Annotated in this window: 18 protein-coding genes; 7 read left to right on the forward strand and 11 right to left on the reverse strand. The window is 69.5% G+C overall.

The genetic code is table 11. The features are described 5' to 3' along the window. Nucleotides 1-2 precede the first annotated feature (2 nt). Nucleotides 3-2,297, reverse strand: coding sequence for a cellulose biosynthesis cyclic di-GMP-binding regulatory protein BcsB (gene bcsB / locus WS45_RS14835; protein ID WP_059700612.1), 2,295 nt, complete (start codon nt 2,295-2,297; stop codon nt 3-5). 504 nt (nt 2,298-2,801) lie between these two features. Here bcsB and WS45_RS14840 point away from each other — a divergent pair. Continuing rightward, nucleotides 2,802-3,824: a sensor domain-containing diguanylate cyclase gene (locus tag WS45_RS14840; protein WP_059700613.1), complete on the forward strand. Its 1,023-nt coding sequence runs from the start codon at nt 2,802-2,804 to the stop codon at nt 3,822-3,824. Between the two features lie 48 nt (nt 3,825-3,872). Here the strand turns inward: WS45_RS14840 and WS45_RS14845 are convergent, their stop codons facing one another. The 4 genes from WS45_RS14845 to WS45_RS14860 form a co-directional block, all read right to left on the reverse strand. Further along, nucleotides 3,873-4,325, reverse strand: a complete 453-nt coding sequence (locus WS45_RS14845; protein WP_059700614.1) for a hypothetical protein — start codon at nt 4,323-4,325, stop codon at nt 3,873-3,875. Then, nucleotides 4,325-5,734 (reverse strand): phosphatase PAP2/dual specificity phosphatase family protein, encoded by a 1,410-nt coding sequence (locus tag WS45_RS14850; protein ID WP_059700615.1) that lies wholly within the window; start codon nt 5,732-5,734, stop codon nt 4,325-4,327. The genes WS45_RS14845 and WS45_RS14850 overlap by 1 nt, the downstream gene beginning before the upstream one ends. Continuing rightward, nucleotides 5,731-7,500, reverse strand: coding sequence for a bifunctional alpha/beta hydrolase/class I SAM-dependent methyltransferase (locus WS45_RS14855; protein WP_059700616.1), 1,770 nt, complete (start codon nt 7,498-7,500; stop codon nt 5,731-5,733). The genes WS45_RS14850 and WS45_RS14855 overlap by 4 nt, the downstream gene beginning before the upstream one ends. 68 nt (nt 7,501-7,568) lie before the next feature. After that, the gene (locus tag WS45_RS14860; protein ID WP_059691206.1) at nt 7,569-8,174 is read right to left on the reverse strand and encodes a CDP-alcohol phosphatidyltransferase family protein; all 606 of its coding nucleotides are present in this window, start codon (nt 8,172-8,174) and stop codon (nt 7,569-7,571) included. Nucleotides 8,175-8,257: 83 nt separating this feature from the next. Between WS45_RS14860 and WS45_RS35020 the strand changes: the two genes are divergently transcribed. The 3 genes from WS45_RS35020 to WS45_RS14870 all read left to right on the forward strand — a co-directional run bounded on the left by WS45_RS35020 (nt 8,258) and on the right by WS45_RS14870 (nt 10,225). Then, complete coding sequence (locus WS45_RS35020; protein WP_156437176.1) at nt 8,258-8,395, forward strand: hypothetical protein; 138 nt, start codon at nt 8,258-8,260, stop codon at nt 8,393-8,395. Between the two features lie 231 nt (nt 8,396-8,626). Next, nucleotides 8,627-9,259, forward strand: coding sequence for a lysophospholipid acyltransferase family protein (locus WS45_RS14865; RefSeq protein WP_059523822.1), 633 nt, complete (start codon nt 8,627-8,629; stop codon nt 9,257-9,259). A 36-nt stretch (nt 9,260-9,295) separates the two neighbouring features. Beyond that, nucleotides 9,296-10,225 carry a phosphatidate cytidylyltransferase gene (locus tag WS45_RS14870; RefSeq protein WP_059700617.1) on the forward strand — a complete coding sequence of 310 codons (930 nt, stop codon included), beginning with the start codon at nt 9,296-9,298 and terminating at the stop codon, nt 10,223-10,225. Nucleotides 10,226-10,352: 127 nt separating this feature from the next. On the opposite strand, the gene WS45_RS14875 is transcribed toward WS45_RS14870, so the two are convergent. The 3 genes from WS45_RS14875 to WS45_RS14885 are packed head-to-tail and all read right to left on the reverse strand — an operon-like array spanning nt 10,353 to nt 13,362. Beyond that, nucleotides 10,353-10,664 carry an AtuA-related protein gene (locus WS45_RS14875; protein WP_059700641.1) on the reverse strand — a complete coding sequence of 104 codons (312 nt, stop codon included), beginning with the start codon at nt 10,662-10,664 and terminating at the stop codon, nt 10,353-10,355. Next, nucleotides 10,664-12,025, reverse strand: coding sequence for an acyclic terpene utilization AtuA family protein (locus WS45_RS14880; RefSeq protein ID WP_059700618.1), 1,362 nt, complete (start codon nt 12,023-12,025; stop codon nt 10,664-10,666). Before WS45_RS14880 ends, WS45_RS14875 begins: the two co-directional genes overlap by 1 nt. A gap of 38 nt (nt 12,026-12,063) precedes the next feature. Beyond that, on the reverse strand, nt 12,064-13,362 hold the full coding sequence (locus tag WS45_RS14885; RefSeq protein WP_059523350.1) for a CitMHS family transporter: 1,299 nt from the start codon (nt 13,360-13,362) through the stop codon (nt 12,064-12,066). Between the two features lie 97 nt (nt 13,363-13,459). On the opposite strand from WS45_RS14885, the gene WS45_RS14890 reads away from it, so the two are divergent. Beyond that, complete coding sequence (locus tag WS45_RS14890; protein ID WP_059700619.1) at nt 13,460-14,356, forward strand: LysR family transcriptional regulator; 897 nt, start codon at nt 13,460-13,462, stop codon at nt 14,354-14,356. Between the two features lie 40 nt (nt 14,357-14,396). Here the strand turns inward: WS45_RS14890 and WS45_RS14895 are convergent, their stop codons facing one another. Beyond that, nucleotides 14,397-14,990: a flavin reductase family protein gene (locus WS45_RS14895; protein ID WP_059700620.1), complete on the reverse strand. Its 594-nt coding sequence runs from the start codon at nt 14,988-14,990 to the stop codon at nt 14,397-14,399. A 418-nt stretch (nt 14,991-15,408) separates the two neighbouring features. Between WS45_RS14895 and WS45_RS14900 the strand changes: the two genes are divergently transcribed. Then, complete coding sequence (locus WS45_RS14900; protein WP_059700621.1) at nt 15,409-16,569, forward strand: porin; 1,161 nt, start codon at nt 15,409-15,411, stop codon at nt 16,567-16,569. A gap of 421 nt (nt 16,570-16,990) precedes the next feature. Continuing rightward, complete coding sequence (locus WS45_RS14905; RefSeq protein ID WP_059700622.1) at nt 16,991-18,226, forward strand: transglycosylase SLT domain-containing protein; 1,236 nt, start codon at nt 16,991-16,993, stop codon at nt 18,224-18,226. A gap of 21 nt (nt 18,227-18,247) precedes the next feature. On the opposite strand, the gene WS45_RS14910 is transcribed toward WS45_RS14905, so the two are convergent. Together WS45_RS14910 and WS45_RS14915 are read right to left on the reverse strand one after the other, a co-directional pair. After that, entirely contained in the window at nt 18,248-18,583 is a 336-nt protein-coding gene (locus WS45_RS14910) for a hypothetical protein (protein WP_059691235.1), read from the reverse strand. A 278-nt stretch (nt 18,584-18,861) separates the two neighbouring features. Continuing rightward, nucleotides 18,862-19,608 (reverse strand): MipA/OmpV family protein, encoded by a 747-nt coding sequence (locus tag WS45_RS14915; protein ID WP_059523361.1) that lies wholly within the window; start codon nt 19,606-19,608, stop codon nt 18,862-18,864. Nucleotides 19,609-19,664 lie beyond the last annotated feature (56 nt).

A 19,664-nucleotide genomic window follows, 5' to 3' on the forward strand; every position in this document is an offset into this window, starting at 1 on the left:
CGTTACATCCCCCGTCGGCGCGCGGCGATTCTCTGCAGCACGCTGAACACGCCGAGCGCGAGCAGCAGCCCCGCGACGACGCCGACCACGCCGAGCACCACCGGGTGCCGCGCCGCTTGCGTCCAGACGCGCGCGTACCACGGCACGAAGCCGACCACGTACGGCTCGCCGACGCGCAGGCTGTCGACCTGCCCCGGCCGCACCAGCGCGAGGTCGCCCTGCAGCTGCGACACGAGGCCCGGCTTCTCGAACACGTCGAGCAGATCGGCCAGACGCGTCTGGTCGGTCGCCGTCAGCGCCACGACGCTGCGGCCATGGCTGCCCGGCAGCTCGAACCCGGCCAGCGCCGCGAGCGAGCCCGTCTGTTCGATATGCGCGCCGCCGTCGGCCATGCCGACGCCGTTGCGCCAGCGCTCCTTCACCGAGAACGCGACACGCGTCGCGCCCGTGCCGGCCTGCTGGTCGATCGACAGCGGCAACGCCGCGCGCCAGTGCGACAGCAGCGGCGACGCGGGCGAGCCGTCGATCACGAGCAGGTCCTTGCGGCCCGCGAGCGCGGCGACGTCGCCGGGCCGCGCGACCTGCACGCGCAGCGCCGGGAAGCCGGTCCACTGCCCCATGTGGCCGAGCATCGTCAGGTAGGCTTCCAGCTCCTGCGGCGACGGCCGGTCCGGCATCACGACCGCCGTCTGCGACAGGTCGGCGAAGCGCGTGAACGGGAAACCGCTGTTCGCGAAGAACGCGAGGTTCGGCAGTTGCGCGTAATGGACGAAGTGCGAGAAGTCGATCGTCGAATCCGGATCGATCGCCGCGCGCTGCGGCTCGGTCGCGGTGCTCGAGCAGAGCCCCGTCCTCTGCGAATCGAGCGTGAAGCGGAACTGCAGCTGGTTGCCGCTGCCGACGCGGAACGCCGGAATGTCGACATCGCTCGTCACGCGCCCTTCCGGCACCGACAGCAGCGGCAGCTGCATGCGCCCGCGCGCGTCTTCCGCATGGGTCGGCCCGAGCCGGTACGACTTCACGAGCTGTTCGTTGATCTCGACGGCGAGCGTCGAGTTGTCCTGCACGGTCGGCGCGGTGTAGCGATAGCGCAGCGTGATCGGCACGCCCGAGCCGTTCCACGAATGCAGATCGGCCGGCACGCGCAGGTTCAGCCGGATCGCGTCGGGCGACGTGCCGCGCACTTCGAGTTCGCGCGGATCCGACACCAATTCTCGGAACGTGATCGGCCGGTTCACCGGCAGCCAGCGCGGTGCGTCGTACGGCTTGCGCGGCGCGCCGAGATCCACGTGCGCGACCGTCGCCGCCGGGCCCGACAGCGCCGCGCGGCCGAGCACGAGCGCCGCGACCGCGTCGTCGACCTCGGCAGCCGTGCGGCCCGTCACGACCAGCAGCTTGCGGCCCGGCGCGGCCGGGTTGTCGGCGACGGCGAGCAGCGGGCCGTTGACCGACGGCAGTGCGAGGCCGGCCGGCAAGGTCGCGGCCGTGCCGACCACCACCGCCTGGTCGTCGGCCGGGAGCGTCGCCGCAACCGGGAAGCGCGCCTGCCGGTAGTCGGCCAGCGCGCCGAACCACGACGCGAGCACGCCGGCGCTGCGCAGCGTCGCCGAGTCGGGCGACGCCGGCAGCACGAACGGCAGCCGCAGGAGCCCGTTGTCGCGCCGGTCGAAGAACGGCGCGGGCAGCAGCGCGAGATCGTTCGGCAGGCGCACCGGCGACTCATCGAGGATCAGTTCGCTCGTCGGGCTCACGTCGGCCCACAGCGCCGAGCTCGACGGGTCCTCGCAGTGGTCGAGCGTGTAATGCGCGATCAGGCGCAGGCCGATCTGGTTGAAATCGGAGAAGTAGCGCGGATCGATCGGGATGTCCTGCGTGACCGTGCGGCCCGCGCGGGTCGCGTCGAACGGGACGGTCGCGACCACCTCGCCGTTCATCGAGACCTTCAGGTGCGACATCGGGAAGACCAGCGCCGGCGAATACGCGTAGGTCAGGCGCAGCCGCGCGCCGGTGACCACGCGGTCGAGCCGCACGCCCGCATTGATCGTGCGCGCGTCGTCGGCGCCGCGCAGGTGGACCGGGTCGAACGCGCCGAGCGACGCGAACGGCAGGTGCACGGTCGTCGCGGGCTGGCCGGCGGCGCTCAGCGCGGCCGCGCCGCTGGCGGGCGCCGTCACGGCCGGACTGCCGGCGGACGCCGAAGCGGCCGCGGCCGGCATGTGCGCGGCCGACAGCGCGGCCGCATGGAACGCGCCGAACGTGGCGAGCGACAGGACGAACAGCGACGCGGCCGGCTTCATGCGCGGCCCCGCTTCGTCAAGATCGTCCGGTCATCAAGCGCGCCGCAACCGACGCGCGCAAAGCAGCTATGCCCGTGAGTGCACATCCCCACTGCTTCCCCTCAAAGTCTGGCCTGAATGCATTTATCGAAACGACGCGGCGAATCATTTTGCTGCCGATTCGTCGGACAGCGCGCACCGGGCACCGGCGCTCGCACATTCGTCACACTATCTCAAAATCAAGACAAAACTCGCCCTGATTCGTGCTGACGAAGCGAAAAACAACTCAATCCGGTCGGAAATGCTGCGCGTCGCGATGGAATGGCAAGAGTTACACCGTTGCTGCCGGCCGGACCGCCCGGCATACTGCCGGCGCTGCTGAACCGGCGGTCCGGCGCCCCGGGAAACCGGCCGGATGCCGGCGGCGGCCCGTTGCGGGCCGCCCGGAACGCGCTGCCGCGTGAGCGGCGCGTATGCTACCGCAAGCCCGGGCCGCGTGCTTGGCTTTCTTCATGGAAAACTGACTTGGATCAAATCGTCGACACCGCTACCCCGTCCTCCGACACGCTGCTGCGCATCATCGCCGCGCAGACCGAGATCGCGAAACTCGGCCTCGACCTCGGCAGCGTGATGGCTTACGTGACCGAGCAGGTGCCGCAGCTCACGGGCGCGAGCGGCGCGGCGGTCGAATTCGCCGAAGGCGACGACATGGTGTACCGCGCCGCGTCGGGCTCCGCCGCCGGGATGCTCGGGCTGCGGCTGCGCCGCTCGGGCAGCCTGTCCGGCCTGTGCGTGACGCGCGGCGAACTGCTGCACTGCAAGGATTCGGAATCCGACCCGCGCGTCGACCGCGATGCGTGCCGCCGGGTCGGGCTGCGCTCGATGCTGGTGATGCCGCTCACCCACGCGGACACGACGGTCGGCGTGCTGAAGGTGATGTCGCCGGACATCGACGGTTTTTCGGCCGCCGATGCCGGGACGCTGCGGCTCACGGCCGACCTGATCGCCGCCGCGATGTTCCACGCGGCGCGCAACGAGGCCAACGAGTTGTACCTGCGCGCGACGCACGACGCGCTCACCGGCCTGCCGAACCGCGCGCTGTTCTACGATCGCCTGCGCCAGTCGATGCATACGGCGCTGCGCGCGAACGGCCGGCTCGGCATCCTGAACATCGACATGGACGGGCTCAAGCCGATCAACGACGGCTACGGCCACCGCGCGGGCGACGCCGCGCTGCGCGAGATCGCCGCGCGGATGCAGCGCGCCGTGCGGCGCTCGGATACGGTCGCGCGCGTGGGCGGCGACGAGTTCGCGGTGATCCTGCCGAACATCGGCAGCCGCGACGACGTCGATGCGCAACGCGCACGGCTCGCCCGGCAGGTCGGCGAGCCGTTCGAATTCGAAGGACATCCGCTGCGGCTCGGCGTCAGTGTCGGCGTCGCGATGCTGCCTGACGACGGCACCGACATGAACGCGCTGATCGAACGTGCGGACCAGGCGATGTACGCGGTGAAGCGCACGCGGACGCAGCGTGCGGCGCACGCGTAACCCGCCTGACCGGCCCGGGCCGCGGCCGTCCGGGCCGGTTACGGATGGTTAGCCGACCCGCACCGCCGCGATTGCAAAACCGACCACGATCCACTGCACGATCGCGACCAGCATACCGGCACGGCACAACCCGACCGCACCGCGCACACGCGCGTCGAGCGCGCGTCCGGCCTTGCCTGCGTCAATCCAGCCGAGGTCGGCAAGCGCGCGATCGAGCGCGGCCAGCCCGTCGTCGGCCGACGCATCGCCCGATGCCGTGCGCGCGAGCGCGGCGAACAGCCGCTGGTCGATCTCGATGCGCACCGCGTACCACAGCGCGGCAATCCCCGACCCGGTGCTGATCACGGCCAGCAACACACGCGCGATCGTCGCCGGCGGCCAGCCCGCCGCGATCCACCAGCCCGCGCCGGCCGCGGCCAGCGCGGCCGCGATCGCCCACGCGCCGGCGTCGAGCGCCCCGCGCGCGGCGGCGATCCGGAACGGTGCGGACGGGTCGCGCATCACGCCGCTCCCGTCACGCGGCGACGGTCGATCCAGTCCTGCAGCACGGCCGCGCCGTCGTCCGACCATACCGCGCGCGGCCGCATCGCCCGTACCGCGGCAAGCGCGTCGCGCGCGTCGCCGAGCCCCCGCCGCGCGGCGAGCCAGGCAGCCGCGCACAGCACGCTGCGCCCGTAGCCGAGCGCACAGCAGATCAGCACGTCGCGCCCGTCGGCGTGCAGGCGTTCGAGCGCCGCGACGGCCGCCGCGAGCTGCGCCGCGGTGGGCGCGACGAGGTCGAGCTGCGGCACCGACGCATACGCGAGCGACGCGTCGGCCGCGGCCCAGCGCGGCATCTCGGCCGTCAGGTCGACGAGCGCGGTGAAGCCGTGGCGTCGCAGGTCGCGCGTGGTCGGCGTGCGGCCGATCGACACGCGCTCGTCGATCCGCGCCGGCGCCGGATGCCGGAACGTCCACACCCGCGAGTTGACGAACGCGCCGGCGATCGTCGGTGCGAGCAGCCAGCGGATGAACACCGGGAAACGGCCCGCGTCGTCCTTCTGGAACGCACCGGGCGCGCCGCGCCGGTAGATCCACGCGACGCACGCCAGCGCCAGCGCGGCCCACCCGGCCGCCAACGCCCAGCCCGGCGCGCGCGACACGCAGCCAAGCGCCACCAGCGCGACCAGCGCCGCGCCGAACGCATAGCGCCGGGCGAGCGCGCGGCCGCCGGCGGACGGCGAGCCGGTCGCGCCCGGCAGTCGCCCCGCGGCGTCACGCAACGGAAACAGGAACAGCGCCAGACAGCCGACGGCCGCACCGGTCGGCACGTCGATCGCATGATGCTGATAGGTTGTCAGCACCGATACGCCGATCGCCGCGAACCACGGATGCAGCACGAGCCGAGCGACCGCGCCGCGCAACTGCTTCGCATAGACGGCCCACAGCACGACGAGCAGGCCGATGTGCAGCGACGGCGCCTGGTTGAACGGCTTGTCGAACCCCATCAGCAGCGTGAACAGCGCGCCGGCCACGCCGCCCGCGTCGGGCCGCTCGAAGCCGAAGCGCAGCGGCCACGCGACGAAGCACGCGACCGACACCAGCTGCACGGTCAACAGCCGCTTCACGTGATCGAGCAGATCGTCGCGGCGGGTCCAGAAGAAGAACGACAGCGCGTACAGCAGGTCGATCGACCAATACGGCACGATGGTCCATGGCACGAACGGAATCGCATGTTCCCAGCCGAACGCGAAGGTCGGCACCACGGCCCGGCGCGCGGCGAGCCAGTTCGCGAAACCGTACGAGGAAAAGAACACCGCGCCCATCGCCGCGAGCCAGCCGACGCACAGCGCGAACGACGCGTCGTGCGCGCCGGCCGCCGACTCGGCGAGACCGTCTCCCGCGCCCGCGCCGCCGCCGAGCGCGCTCATGACGCGTCGACCCGCTGCGCGAGACTGACCGTGAAGATGCCCATCTCGTCGATGCGCTGGTCGAGCTTGCGAAAGCCCGCGCGCGCGACGAGTTCGTCCATCTCGGCCTGCGAGCGGCGGCGCATCACCCAGGTCGCGTCGCCGCGATGATTGTTCAGCGCGCGTGCGATGAATTCGAGCTGCGGATGCCACGGCTGCCCGGTATAGACGAGATAGCCGCCGGGCGGCACCGCCTGCGCGAGCCCGCGCAGCGAACGTTCGATCAGCGCGTTTTCGCCGAACAGTTCATACAGCCCCGACACGATCGCCAGCGTCGGACGCGGCTCGAGCGTCGCGAGCGACGCCTCGTCGAACGCGTCGCCGCGCTCGAAGCGCGCGATCGGCTCGAGACCGCGCTGCGCGATCAGCACACGCCCGGCCTCGACGTTCGGCGGGCTGTAGTCGCGCAGCGTGATGTCGTCGGGCGCCGCGCCGTCGCGTTCGGCGGCCGTCGCGATCGCGTCGAGCACGTAGCGGCCGTGCCCGGCCGCGATGTCGACGATCCGCACCGGTTCGCCGTGGCCGCGCAGCCGGCCGATCGCCGCACCGATCAGTTCCTGCAGATGCACCTTGCGCTGACGGATGCCGACCCAACCCGGCGAATCGAGATAGGTGCGGTCGATCAGTGCGCCGACGCCGAGCCGGCCCTGCGCGCGGTTGCGGTACACGTAGTCGAGCGTCGAACCCGAATCGAAGCCGAGCCGCAGCCCGAGCGCGATGCCGTCCGACAGCGCGCCGCCGGCCTTCAGACCCGCCCGCGTGATCGCCCAGTACGCCCGTGCGAACGGGTTCGCGGGCGGGCGGCCGAGCGCCGCGTATTCGTCGTGGAATGCGCCGCGCCGGTCGGCGTCGGCCAGCGACACGCGCGGGCTCGGCGTATCGAACTCGCGCAGCACGAACGCGCGCAGCGGTGCGAGCGCCCGTGCGCGGTCGCGCTCGCCGAGCGTGTCGTGATAGAAGCCGGGCAGCACGATGCGCTCCTTGCGCGCGGCGCCGAGCCGCTCGAAGAAGCGGTCCTGCGGGCCGCGATGCACGACCCAGTCGGCGCCCGAGATCAGCAGCTGTGTCGGCACGGTGATCGCGGCCGCATCGGCGACGATCCGCTTCGCGGTGTCGTGCAGGTCGAGCAGCATGTTCACGGCGATCGGCCGCGTGATCAGCGGATCGGCCGCATAGCTGGCGATGCGTTCGGGATCGTGCGTGAGGAATTTCGGTTTCACGTAGCTGTTCACGTAGAACAGCCCGCGCAGCTTGTGCATCAGCCGCAGCCCCGGCCGCGCGAACGGTACGTAAAGCTTGATGTGGAACGCCGGCGACGCGACCACGAGGCAGCGGATCGGCGGCGCGTAGTCGTGTACCCAGGTGGCGGCGAGCACCGCGCCGACGCTCTGGCCGACCACGGCCATGTCCTCGATCGCGATGCCGTGCGTGTCGCGGATATGCTCGACGAAGGTTTGCAAGTCGCGCACCGACGCGGCCGCGCTCGGGCTGTAGCCGCGCGCGCCGGGCGAGCGGCCGTGTCCGCGCGCATCCCACGCGAAGAACGCGAAGTCCGGCAGGTCGAGCTCGTCGACGAGGTGCGCGACGCGCGCCGAATGTTCGTGGCCGCGATGCAGCAGCACGATCGCGCCGCGGCAGCGCGGGCCCGTCGCGGGCCAGTGGCGATAGAACAGCGTTTCGCCGTCGTGCGTGATGAAGTCGGCCTCGCGGGCCGTGCGTGCGTTCATGCGATCTCTCTCGTTTCGTTATTCGAATCATGCGGCGCCGCCCTCCGGCGCCGGTCCCACTACGGCCGTCAGCCGCCCGCTTCGGCGATCCCGGCCTGCACGCGCCGCACCACCGTCACGATCGACAGCACGATCAGCACGCGCCACAGCCATGCGGCGACGCTGCCGACCGGCAGACCGAAGCCGATCCACAGCGCGAACGCACCGAGCGCGAGCGCGCGGTCGCTCTTGCCGAACGGGCCGTCGTAGCGGCGCGTCGCGCCGGCGAGCGGGCCGATCAGCCCCGCGCATTCGACGATGACCGCCGTCAGCGCGAACAGCCAGACGTCCGCCGCGGCGAACGCCGAAATCGCGAGGAACGGCAGCACGAGCGCGACGTCGGACACGACGTCGCCAAGCTCGTTCAGGTACGCGCCGAGCGTGCTCTTCTGCCCGTGCTCGCGGGCGAGCATGCCGTCGATCGCGTTGAGCGCCATCCGCACGAACAGCCAGATCGGAATCAGCAGGAACAGCACGCGGGCGAACACGCCAAGCCCCGCGAGCGCGCCGACGACGATCGAACCGCCGGCCGCGAACAGCGTGACCTGGTTGGCGGTGACGCCGCGTTCGGCAAGCGAATCCGCGAACGGACGCAGACGATTCTGGAATTTCGGTTTGAGTGCGTAGAGGCTCATCGTTTTATTGATTCTTCACGTTCGGACACGTTTGCCGCTGCCCTGCCCCGGGCAGCACGCCCGTCGGCGTCGGCTTTCGACAGGTGGTCGTCATCGTCGCCGAGCGGCCCCGACGCGTCAAGCCGCGCGCCGTACCGGCCGCGCCGGGCAATCTGGTGTTTTCGACGGAAACTCGCGATAATCCGCTGGCCCACGAGCGCAGCAATTCATTCGAACTGTGACCGGGCGCTCGTGCAACAGCCGATTATCACGCCGTCGAACGGCGAATTCGCCGCGACGCAACACCCGCCGGCGCATCGTCCGATTATCGCGGCCCTGCGACAGGCAGCCACGAATTTGAAAAAACTTGAACAATGGCCGTCCGGCGCGCATCCTGCCGCGCCGGCATTCCGGGATTCCGCCCGCCGCCCATGCGCGGCCGCGCGGGCATGCATGCAGGAGGCGCCGCGCCGATGAACATCCTGAACGTCTGGCAGCGCGATTTCCTGCTGTCGATCGTGCGGCTCGTCGCCGGTGCGTATCCGGTCTGGCATCAGGCGCCGCCTTCCCCGACGCAGAAGATCTACTTCTCGAACCATACGAGCCACATCGACACGCTCGCGATCCTCGCCGCGCTGCCGCGCGACGTGCGCGCGGTCGTGCGGCCCGTCGCCGCGCGCGACTACTGGGACAGCAGCAACGTGAAGCGCCACATCGCGCAGAAGCTGCTGAACGTCGTGCTGATCGACCGTCACCGCGAAAGCGGCGGCGACCCGTTGGACCCGGTGCGCGACGCACTGCGGCAAGGCCACTCGATCATCATCTTTCCGGAAGGCACGCGCGGCGCCGAAGTCTTGCCGCAGCCGTTCAAGAGCGGCCTGTTCCATCTCGCGACCGAGTTTCCGGAGGTCGCGCTCGCGCCGGTCTATCTCGAGAACCTGCAGCGCATCATGCCGAAGGGCGCGATCTGGCCCGTGCCGCTGATCTGCAAGGTGCACTTCGGCGCGAACGATGCGCTCGGTGCCGGCGAAGACAAGCCGACCTTCCTCGCCCGCATGCGCGACGCGATCGTCGCGCTCGCGCCGCCGCAGCGGCCGGCCGGCTGAACGCGGCGCCCTCCTCTCCCTTTTCCGGACCTCTCCATGCGAACTCTCTTCTGGGAACTGGTCGCCGGCGTCACCGGCGTGCTGGTGCTCGCGACCGTGATCGGCGCGATCCTCGGCGCGCGCAGCGGCGGCACCAGCGCAACCATCGTCAACCTGAACCAGCGCATCCGCGCGTGGTGGGCGATGATCGCGATCATGGTCATCGCGATCAGCCTCGGCAACAACGTCACGTATCTGGTGTTCGCGCTGCTGTCGTACCTGACGCTGCGCGAATTCATCACGCTCACGCCGACGACCCCAAGCGACCACACGACGCTCTTCATCGCGTTCTTCATCGCGATTCCGGTGCAGTACCTGCTGCTCGGGATCAACTGGTACGGGATGTATTCGATCTTCGTGCCGGTGCACCTGTTCTTCGCGATGTCGCTGGTGTCGGCGCTCACGCAGGACACGCGCGAATTCCTGAGCCGCAACGCGAAGATCAACTGGGCGCTGATGGTCTGCGTGTACGGGTTGAGCCATGCGCCGGCCGTGCTGATCCTCGACATCCCGCGCTACGCCGGGCAGAACGCGCTGCTGCTGTTCTTCTTCCTGTTCGTCGTGCAGATCAGCGACGTGCTGCAGTACGTGGTCGGCAAGCTGTGCGGGCGCCGCAAGATCGCGCCGCGCCTGTCGCCGTCGAAGACGGTCGAGGGCTTCGTCGGCGGCGGTCTGCTCGCGACGCTGTGCGGCGCGTCGCTGTATCGCGTAACGCCGTTCAGCTTCGGCGCGGCGTTCGGGATCTCGCTCGCGATCGTGATCGCGGGCTTCGTCGGCGGCCTGGTGCTGTCGGCCGTGAAGCGCTCGCTCGGCACCAAGGACTGGGGCTCGATGATCGCGGGCCACGGCGGGATGCTCGATCGCGTCGATTCGATCTGCTTCGCGGCGCCGGTGTTCTTCCACCTCGTACGCTACGTGTACGTGTAATACCGGGACGGCGGGACGGCGCGACGCCGTCCGGTCCCGATTACCGCACGCTCGATCTGACGCACAACGCCGTCGACGACGGCGGCTCGACAGATCCTGGTTGTCGATTCGCCGAACCCGCAAATCGTCACGCCGGGTCGGGCAAGTCGATCGCCAGCAACGCCGAGCTGACCGACTTGCCGTGCGCGTCGAGCGCGAGCGACCGCGTGACGCCGCCGCCGAGCGCATCGCGCAGCACGAAGTTGAACGCGGCAAGCGCCGGCAGCTCGTAGCGCACCACATCGCCGTGCACGATGCCCGCAAGCCATGCCTTCACCGCCGGCGCATCGAGATGCGCGCGCAGGTGTTCGTAGTGACGCGGATCGCGGCAGATGACCGACACGTTCAGCGTATTGCCCTTGTCGCCGGTGCGCGCATGCGCCAGTTCACGCAGTTGCATCATGCCTCCACGAATGAAAACGACGGCGTTACGTCCGCGCGCGGCAGCAGCACCGACTGCACCGCGATCACCTCGCGCGTCGACTTGAACGCGCCGCCGCCGCCGGCCGGGCCGTTCGTATAAAGCGTCTCGACTTCGTTGCCGATCCGCGCGGCCTCGGCGGCGCTCGCCGCACGGCCGGCCACGCGCACGCGGACTTCGGCCGGCTCGCCGCGCACGGCAGGCGTCGCGTCGCCGTACAGCGAATTCACGCCGATCAGGTCGAAGCGCAGTTCGGTCGCGGCCACGCCGGTCAGCGCGAGCCGCTCGCGGACGATGTCGAGCGCGAGCCGCGCGCGCGCCAGCGCGCCCGGCCCACCGTACGAGATCTGCCCTTCGCCGATATGACCGTCGACGTACGCGACCGACACCTTCAGCGTGTCGGTGCGCGCGCTGCCGCGCCCGCCCGTCACGCGCACGCGGTCCGGCGCCTCCTCCGCGACGGCCACGCGCGTGAAATCCGCGACGACGTCGGGCTGCAGGTAGCGCGCCGGGTCGTGAATCTCGTACAGCAGCTGCTCCTTGCAGGTCGCCGCGCTCACGCGGCCGCCCGCGTGCGGCACCTTGGTGATCACGACCGAGCCGTCGGCCGCGACCTCGCCGATCGGGAATCCGAGCCGCGCGAGATTCGGCACGTCCTTGTAGCCGGGGTCGGCGAAATAGCCGCCCGTCACCTGCCCCGCGCATTCGAGCAGATGGCCGACGACCGTCGCGGCCCCGAGCGTGTCCCAGTCGTCCATTCGCCAGCCGAACGCGTGGATCAGCGGCGCGGCGAACAGCGACGGATCGGCGACGCGCCCGGTCAGCACGACGTCCGCGCCGGCCGCGAGCGCGTCGACGATCGGCGCGGCGCCGAGATACGCGTTCGCGGACACGATGCGGTCGCGATACGCGGCGACCTCGTCGCCCGACTCCTCGAAACGGAACGCGCCGCGCAGCACGACGTCGAGCACGTCGTCGCCTTCGACCGCCGCGACCTTCAGCCCCGCGAGGCCGAGCGACTGCGCGATCCGCGCGGTGCGCCGCGCGGCCGCGCGCGGGTTCGCCGCGCCCATGTTCGACACGATCCGCACGCCCCTGGCCGCGGCCACCGGCAGCACGGCATGCATGCGCGCGTCGAGCAGCGGATCGTAGCCGAGCGACGGATCCTTGCGCCGTGCCTGCTGCGCGATCGCGATCGTGCGCTCGGCCAGGCATTCGAAGACGAGATAGTCGAGCTGCCCGTGCTCGGCCAGTTCGATCGCGGGCTCGATCCGGTCGCCCGAATAGCCGGCGCCCGCGCCGATGCGTACGCGCCGTTCGTGTGATGGCTTTGCTGTCATGTCGATACCGTGGTCCGGCGCTCGCGCGCCGGGAAAAATCAGAAAACGCCCAGCACGACGCACGCGATCGTCATCACGATCGAGGCGCCGAACAGCAGCGGGAACGTGAATTTCTGGTGCTCGGCCAGCTCGATCCCGCACAGGCCGACGACGAGGAACGTCGCGGGCGTCAGCGGGCTGACCGGAAACCCGGTCGTCATCTGGCCGAGCAGCGCGGCCTGCCCCACGTGCACGGCAGGCACGCCGAGCTGGCCGGCCACTTCCGCGATCACCGGCAGCACGCCGAAGTAGAACGAATCGGGATCGAACAGCATGCTGAGCGGCATCGACGCGAGGCCGAGCGCGACCGGGATGTGGCCGGCCATCGACGGCGGCACGAAGCCGACCGCCGCCTGCGCCATCGCCTTCAGCATCCCGCTGCCCTGCATGATGCCGGTGAACACGCCGGCCGCGAGCAGGATGCCGGCCATCATCAGCGCCGCGCGCGCATGCGCGTCGATGCGCTTTCTCTGCATGTCGACGTCCGGGTAGTTCACCATCAGCGCGACGCACAGGCCCACCATGAACATGATCGCCGGCGGGATCTTCTCGCCCATCACGACCATCGTGCCGAGCACGACGAGCGTCAGCACCAGGTTGAACCAGAACAGATGCGGCCGGCGCAGCGCCTGCTCGTCGGGCGTCAGCTCGCGTGTCGGCAGCGGAATCGACGCATCGTCGCGCGACAGGCCGAGCCGCTTCTCCTCGCGCCGCCCGAGCCAGTACGCGACGCCGAACACGAACACCAGCCCGATCGCCTGCACCGGAATCAGCGGATTGAACAGCGCCGACACCGGCAGGTGCAGCGACGCCGACGCGCGGATCATCGGCCCCGTCCACGGCAGGAAGTTGATCCCCGCCGCCATCGACACGGCGGCGGCCAGCACGCGCCGGTCCATCTTCAGGCGGTCGTACAGCGGCAGCACCGCGGGAATCGTCACGAGAAAGCAGACCGCGCCCGAGCCGTCGAGATGGATCAGCAGCGCGAGCAGCGTCGTGCCCATCACGATCCGCGTGGGCCGCGTGCCGACCGCGCGCAGGATGCGGTCGATGATCGGATCGAGCATGCCGGCATCGGTGATCGTCCCGAAATAGAGGATCGCGAATACGAACATCCCGACCACGGGCGCGAGGCCCTTCAGCCCGTCGATCACGAATTTGCTGGTATGCAGCCCGAAGCCGCCGATGAGCGACGCCGCGATCGGCACGATGATCAGCGCCACGAGCGGCGACATGCGTCTGGACAGAATCGCGGCCAGCAGCACGACGATCGTGCCCAGCCCGAGTAACGGCAGCATCGGTGTCTCCTACCTTGTCTTTTATTGGAGACGAGCGTAAGGTCGGCGCAGCGATAGCACAATTGAAATGATTTGATCGCAGCAATCACGAACCGTTATGGATCTGAACCTTCGCGACATTCGCGCGTTCGTCACCGTCGCGCACGCCGGCAACTTCACGCGCGCCGCCGCGCGGCTGCATCTGTCGCAGCCGGCGCTGACCGTGCAGATCCGGCGGCTCGAGGAAATCGTCGGCGCGCGGCTGTTCGACCGCAACAGCCGCAGCGTCGCGCTCACGCAGACCGGGCGCGAACTGCTGCCGCTGCTGCAGCGCTCGCTCGACGACATGGAGCGCGTGCTGCGCGATGCGCGTGCGCTCGGCGAAGGCGCGAGCGGCACAGTGCGGCTCGCGTGCCTGCCGACGTTTGCGTCGAGCATGCTGCCGGAACTGATCCAGTCGTTCCGGCGCGACGTGCCGCGCGCGGCCTTCGACATTCGCGACGGCGTCGCGAGCCTCGTCACCGCGCTGGTGCGCAACGAGGAAGCCGATCTCGGGCTGACCGGCGGCGATGCGTTCGACGCGTCGCTGGACGTGCTGTACGCGGGCGCCGACCGGCTCGTCGCCGTGTGCCCGAAGGATCATCCGCTCGCGCGCAAGCGGCGCGTGCGCACCGCGGATGTCGCCGCCGTGCCGCTCGTGCTGACCGCGCAGGGCACGAGCGTGCGCAGCGTCGTCGATGCCGCGCTGGAGGCAGCCGGCTGCACGCCCGACATCGCGTGCGAACCGACCTACATGATGACGGCCGTCGCGATGGTGCGCGGCGGCCTCGGCGTGACGATCCTGCCGGCGACCGCGCGCGAGGTGCGCGCCGAGCCCGACCTCGTCGCGAAGCCGATCGACGACCCCGCGTTCGTGCGGCCGATCGCGCTCGTCGCGAAGCGCGGGCGCACGCTGTCGCGCGTTGCGCAGGCGTTCGCCGACGCGATGCTGCCGGAATTGAAAAAGCGCGCGTGAGCCGCGCGCCCTCGACGACGGCCGGCCGCCGGCCGAACGCTTATTGCGGGTCCGGCTGGCCCGGATCGACGTGCAGCGATTCGCCGATCGCATAGAAGTTGCCGCCCGCGATGTAGTGCAGGCTGCGCAGCGCCGGATCGGCCGATTCGAAATACCAGTGGCCGTCGCGAAACACGCGTGTGTCGGACCACGCGCCGACCACCTCGCCGATGAACAGGTCGTAGGTCTGCTGGTTGTGCGGCTCGGGAATCAGCTTGCATGCGAGCCAGCCCGAACAGCCGGCGACGAACGGCAGGTCGTGGCCTTCGACGTCGAACAGCGCGACGCCCGCCTCGCGCAGCTTGTCCGGCCGCTCCGCGAGACTGTGGCTGCCGACCGCATGCGTGAGCTGCAACTGCGCGGCCGTCGGCACCTGGATGACGAAGGCGCCGCTGCGCTCGACGAGCTCGCGCGTCTTGGCCGACTTGTCGAGCACGACCGTCAGCTTCGGCGGCAGGAAGTCGAGCGCGCAGGCCCACGCGGCGGCCATCACGTTGTCGACGCCGTCGTGACGGGCCGACACGAGCACGGTCGGGCCGTGGTTGAGAAGACGGTAGGCTTTCTTCAGCTCCACCGGAGCGATGTGACTGTCCATGCGGGTTCCCTGATGAGCGGCACGGCGCGTGCCGGCCGAAGGCCGCATTCTCGCACCCTGAGCCAATCGCCGCAGACGGCGAACGCGAGCGCCCAATAACACACCGGGCCCGCATCGCGCGCTTCAATTCATTAAATAATCAATTGATGAATCGACGACGAATGCGTCGCCATCGAAATTCGCCTGAAAATCGTGCGGAATTATCACGAATCCGGCAATACGCCGATCGCTCCATCCTGAAATTCAAATCGATTGATGCACGATTCTCAATAATGCGAATCTCTCAATGGACCTTGCCGCAGCATGCACCTGTCTGCTTTAGGTCACATCGGAGAATTTCGTTTTTGCCGTTCGTCGGCGGCTCGGTAGTCTCCTGCCAATCCGCTTCAAGAAAGCAAGTCAATCGCCAGGAGATGAAATGAAACGCACGACCTTCTCGCTGATTTCGCTCGCATCGTTCGCGGCAATGCCCGCCGCGCATGCGCAGTCGAGCGTCACGCTGTATGGCGTGATCGACACGTCGATCACGTACGTGAATCACGCGCAGGGCAAGGACAATGCCTGGATGCTCGGCAACAGCAGCGCGGGCAATCTCGCCGGCAGCCGCTGGGGCGTGAAGGGTACCGAGGATCTCGGCGGCGGGCTGAAGGCGCTGTTCCAGCTCGAGAACGGCTTCGACCCGAGCAGCGGCCGGCAGGGCCAGGGCGGCCGCCTGTTCGGCCGGCAGGCGTTCGTCGGCCTGACGAGCGACCGCTACGGCACGCTCACGTTCGGCCGCCAGTACGATCCGCTCGTCGACCTCGTGCAGGGCATCACCGCCGACAACTATCTCGGCAGCGTGTTCGCGACACCGGGCGACGTCGACAACTACGACAACAGCTTCCGCGTCGACAACGCGGTGAAGTACACGTCGGCCGTGTATTCGGGCCTGCAGTTCTCGGCGATGTACTCGTTCGGCGGCATTGCCGGCAGCACCGGCGCCGCGCAGTCGTATTCGGCCGCCGTGTCGTACAACAACGGCCCGTTCAGCGTCGCGGGCGGCTATTTCCACGCGACCAACAGCCCCGCGTCGAACGGGCTGCGCAACGGCTGGACCAGCTCGTCGGACGGCACCTTCGACGGCCCGATCAACACCGGCTATGCGAGCGCGCACTCGATCGGCATCGCCCGCATCGCGGGCCAGTACGTCGCCGGCCCGTTCACGTTCGGCCTCGGCTACAGCAACGCGCAGTACCGCCGCGACGCAAGCTCGGTGTTCAACTCGAACGAGCACTACAACACCGGCCAGGGCTTCGTGAACTACCAGGCGACCAATGCGCTGCTCGTCGGCGTCGGCTACAGCTATACGCGCTCGGGCGGCGATACGTCGGCGACCTATCACCAGGTGTCGGCCGGCGCGGACTACAACCTGTCGAAGCGCACCGACGTGTACCTGACCGCCGCGTATCAGCACGCGAGCGGCCGGACGGGCGACGGCAACGGCGGGTCGATGGCCGCGCAGGCGTCGATCGGTTCGTACGGCTATGCCGGCACGAGCTCGCAGACGATGGTCAACCTCGGCCTGCGTCACCGCTTCTGATCGACGACGGCCGGCCGCGCGCGGCATGGCGCGGCCGGACGCTCGGTACCGGATTCGGGAATCGGGGATTCATCGACACGGCGGCTGCGGCCGCCGTCGTCGTTTCCACGGCCCGCGCACCGCCGGATGCGCCGCGCGTCATTCCGTTTCGCCGTGCCATTCACGGCCGCCTTCGCGGCGCATCTGACGCGCCGCGTCAGTATTGCGACCGCACCCGCCTGCCGGCAGGCGGGAGATTGCAGTCTTTTTTACCGATTCCGTCCTGTCGCGAGTCGATGCGGCGACAACGACAATGCGCGACACATGCGCCGGCAAATGCAAAGGAAAGTTTGACGCGAGCCATTTGACTGCGCGCTATGGCACACTTCGCGTCTGCGTAATTTTCCTTGCACCGGGCGGTCGGATTCCGCCCCATCCTGCCATGCCGCGTCAGACTGCCCGTTCGATGAACCACGCCACGCCGAAGATCGCCGCGACGATCGCGCTGTCGTGCGCGCTGCACGGATTCGCGCGGGCCGACTGCCTCGACGACGCGGCCACGTTCCAGAAGGTGAGCGTGAGCCTGCTGCGCGGCATCGCGCAGGTCGAATCGGGAATGAACCCGAACGCCGTCAACACCAACACGAACGGCACCGTCGACATCGGGCTGATGCAGATCAACAGCACCTGGCTGCCGACGCTCGCGCGCGAAGGCATCTCGCGCGAAAGCCTGTTCGACGCGTGCACCAACGCGTACGTCGGCGCGTGGATCCTGTCGCAGAACATCCGCCAGCTCGGCGCCAACTGGAACGCGATCGGCGCGTACAACTCCGCGTCGCCCGACAAGCGCCTCGCGTATGCGCGCAAGGTCTATGATGCAATCCGGACCATGCCGGATTCGCCGGATACTCCCATGCCCATCCTGCCACCCTCTTTCACGCCGCCGCAGCAGGTGCAGGCGTACAACCCGTTCGCAAGCCTGAGCGTGTCGGCGCCGCCGGCCGCGCGTGCCCGCACGCTCGCGCCGGCCGCCCCGCCGCCGCAGCCGCAAGGCGGCCCCGCCGGCCCGGCCGGCACGTACAACTTCGGCTGGACGGTCACGGGTGCCGACCAGGCCAAGCCGACCCAGGTGTTCGACGACGGCGCGCGAATCTACGTGCAATTCAGCGACATGAAGCACGTGCCGGCGATCTTCACCGAGACGTCGTCGGGCCGCGTGCTGATGTCGTGGGAGCTGCAGTTCCCGTATGCCGTTCTGACGCGTCCCGCGCAAACGTTAATCTTCCAGCTCGGGCCGTTCGAGGCGCGCGCGCAGCGCGGCGCGGCGGGGGCGATCTCGCAGGCAGGCACGGGGACGGCAGCGGGCACGCAGCGTTCGGGCGCGGCGGCAACGGCCGCCACGTCGCCGACGGCGAAGCACGCTGCCGATGCGTCGGCCAAGCGCACCGCGTCGTCCGATGCACTTTGGTATATCGATACGGCATCGACGTCGGGTTCGCCAGCGACCTCGAGTACGGCAAATACCTCGACGACATCGACCACGTCGCAAACGCCCGCGACCTGGCCCACCGCAGTGACGTCGAACACGCCGCCCCCCGTCGCGACACCTCAGGCGCCGGCCGCGACGAAGCCGGCTGCGCGCGTCAGCACCGACGCGCTCTGGTATCTCTCGAAGTAACGCACGCGCCGGCCCGCCGCGTCACCCGCGCCGCACCCAGATCACCTTGCCGTCGCGAATGCCGAGGTCGCGGCGCTCCTGGCGATAGTCCATCGTGCCCGGCAACGACTGGCCGTCGCGCTCGAGCACGCGCCACAGGCAGCCGTCGAGCAGCGTGGCCGCCTCGGTCTCGGTCTTGCCGATCAGCGCATCGTCCGGTGCGGCGTCCGCCTTGCATGCGTTCACGGCGCCCGACGGAGCCGGGTTCATCACCGCGCCGCCGGCGGTGGCGTTGGGGTGTTTCGTGTTCATGTCCGCACATCCTGCAAAGGTTGCGCTCGCAACGAGTGCCACGAGCATCGCGATCGATTTCTTCATCGGTTTCTCCCTGAAGTGCCCCGGCCGTTCATGCGACGCATGACGTGAGCCGCCGGGCATTGCGTGCGTCATCGACTCCGCGCGCGGCACGAGCCGCATCCCGGCGGATGCGGGCCGGCGAACGGCGGCACTGCGCGACGCGGTCAAGCCACTTCGCCTTGCCTGTGTCGCGGGCCCGGCGTCGCGCCGGACCCGCGTGCATGTTACCGCACGCGATCCGCAGCAACCGTGACCGCGGCGCCGGCATCCCGCATGCGCGACGCGGGCCGGCGTCCCGTTCAGAACTTGTACGTCGCGCCGGCCATCCCGTAGTAATTGCTGCGCGTCTGCACGATCGGGCTGTCGCCATAACGCCCGAGCAGGCGCGTGAAGCCGCCGGTCGCACGCACCGACCAGTGCCGCGACACGTCCCAGTTCCACGCGAGCGACAGCGTCGCGCTGTCGACCCCGCCGCTCGTCGAATACGGCCTGAACCCGCTCGCCAGCGACTGCGCGTCGGTCACGCCGTAGAACGTCTGCATGTAGCGTCCCGTGCCGGCGTGCACGCTGCCCGTCGCGACGAACGAATGCCGTCCGGTCTCGAACAAGGGCACCGCGAGATCGACATGGCCGGACAAGCCGCGCGACGTATGCGTGACAGGCGCGTCGACCGCGATACTCAGTTCGCCGCCATCCAGCAGCTTCACGCCGGCGCGCAAGCCGACGAGCACCGATCCCGGAACCCGGCCCATACCCTTCAGGTGGTCCGAGCCCGGCAGGCCGAAGCGGTTTTCGTCGGCACGGCCCGCGTCGTAGCCCACCGCCGCCGATACGAACGCGCCGTGCGGCAGGTTCAGGCGATAGCCGGCGCCGGCGCTGGTGTCGATGAAGAAGCCATTGCCGAACATCGCGGAAAACGACGGTCCGACGACCGCGCGATACTGGTTACTCCCCTGGTAGCGCGGTGCGAAGCCGCCACCGAGCGATATCGCGTACTGGTTTTCGGCGTGAGCCATGGCGGCAAGCGTGAGACCGGCAAGCGGCATGCAATAGCGCAAGGAGCGGAGGGATGGGCGCACGATATCTGGACAAGAGTGAAGGA

Origin of the sequence: Burkholderia sp. RF2-non_BP3, from assembly GCF_001522185.1 — a bacterium.
In the GTDB taxonomy this organism is placed as follows: Bacteria; Pseudomonadota; Gammaproteobacteria; order Burkholderiales; family Burkholderiaceae; genus Burkholderia; species Burkholderia diffusa.

What these genes read in the sequence shown, in the direction of transcription:
- bcsB (WP_059700612.1), bottom strand. Translation starts at nt 2,297, where the DNA reads ATGAAGCCGGCCGCGTCGCTGTTCGTCCTGTCGCTCGCCACGTTCGGC.
- WS45_RS14845 (WP_059700614.1), bottom strand. Translation starts at nt 4,325, where the DNA reads ATGCGCGACCCGTCCGCACCGTTCCGGATCGCCGCCGCGCGCGGGGCG.
- WS45_RS14850 (WP_059700615.1), bottom strand. Translation starts at nt 5,734, where the DNA reads ATGAGCGCGCTCGGCGGCGGCGCGGGCGCGGGAGACGGTCTCGCCGAG.
- WS45_RS14855 (WP_059700616.1), bottom strand. Translation starts at nt 7,500, where the DNA reads ATGAACGCACGCACGGCCCGCGAGGCCGACTTCATCACGCACGACGGC.
- WS45_RS14860 (WP_059691206.1), bottom strand. Translation starts at nt 8,174, where the DNA reads ATGAGCCTCTACGCACTCAAACCGAAATTCCAGAATCGTCTGCGTCCG.
- WS45_RS14865 (WP_059523822.1), top strand. Translation starts at nt 8,627, where the DNA reads ATGAACATCCTGAACGTCTGGCAGCGCGATTTCCTGCTGTCGATCGTG.
- WS45_RS14870 (WP_059700617.1), top strand. Translation starts at nt 9,296, where the DNA reads ATGCGAACTCTCTTCTGGGAACTGGTCGCCGGCGTCACCGGCGTGCTG.
- WS45_RS14875 (WP_059700641.1), bottom strand. Translation starts at nt 10,664, where the DNA reads ATGCAACTGCGTGAACTGGCGCATGCGCGCACCGGCGACAAGGGCAAT.
- WS45_RS14880 (WP_059700618.1), bottom strand. Translation starts at nt 12,025, where the DNA reads ATGACAGCAAAGCCATCACACGAACGGCGCGTACGCATCGGCGCGGGC.
- WS45_RS14885 (WP_059523350.1), bottom strand. Translation starts at nt 13,362, where the DNA reads ATGCTGCCGTTACTCGGGCTGGGCACGATCGTCGTGCTGCTGGCCGCG.
- WS45_RS14890 (WP_059700619.1), top strand. Translation starts at nt 13,460, where the DNA reads ATGGATCTGAACCTTCGCGACATTCGCGCGTTCGTCACCGTCGCGCAC.
- WS45_RS14895 (WP_059700620.1), bottom strand. Translation starts at nt 14,990, where the DNA reads ATGGACAGTCACATCGCTCCGGTGGAGCTGAAGAAAGCCTACCGTCTT.
- WS45_RS14900 (WP_059700621.1), top strand. Translation starts at nt 15,409, where the DNA reads ATGAAACGCACGACCTTCTCGCTGATTTCGCTCGCATCGTTCGCGGCA.
- WS45_RS14905 (WP_059700622.1), top strand. Translation starts at nt 16,991, where the DNA reads ATGCCGCGTCAGACTGCCCGTTCGATGAACCACGCCACGCCGAAGATC.
- WS45_RS14910 (WP_059691235.1), bottom strand. Translation starts at nt 18,583, where the DNA reads ATGAAGAAATCGATCGCGATGCTCGTGGCACTCGTTGCGAGCGCAACC.
- WS45_RS14915 (WP_059523361.1), bottom strand. Translation starts at nt 19,608, where the DNA reads ATGCCGCTTGCCGGTCTCACGCTTGCCGCCATGGCTCACGCCGAAAAC.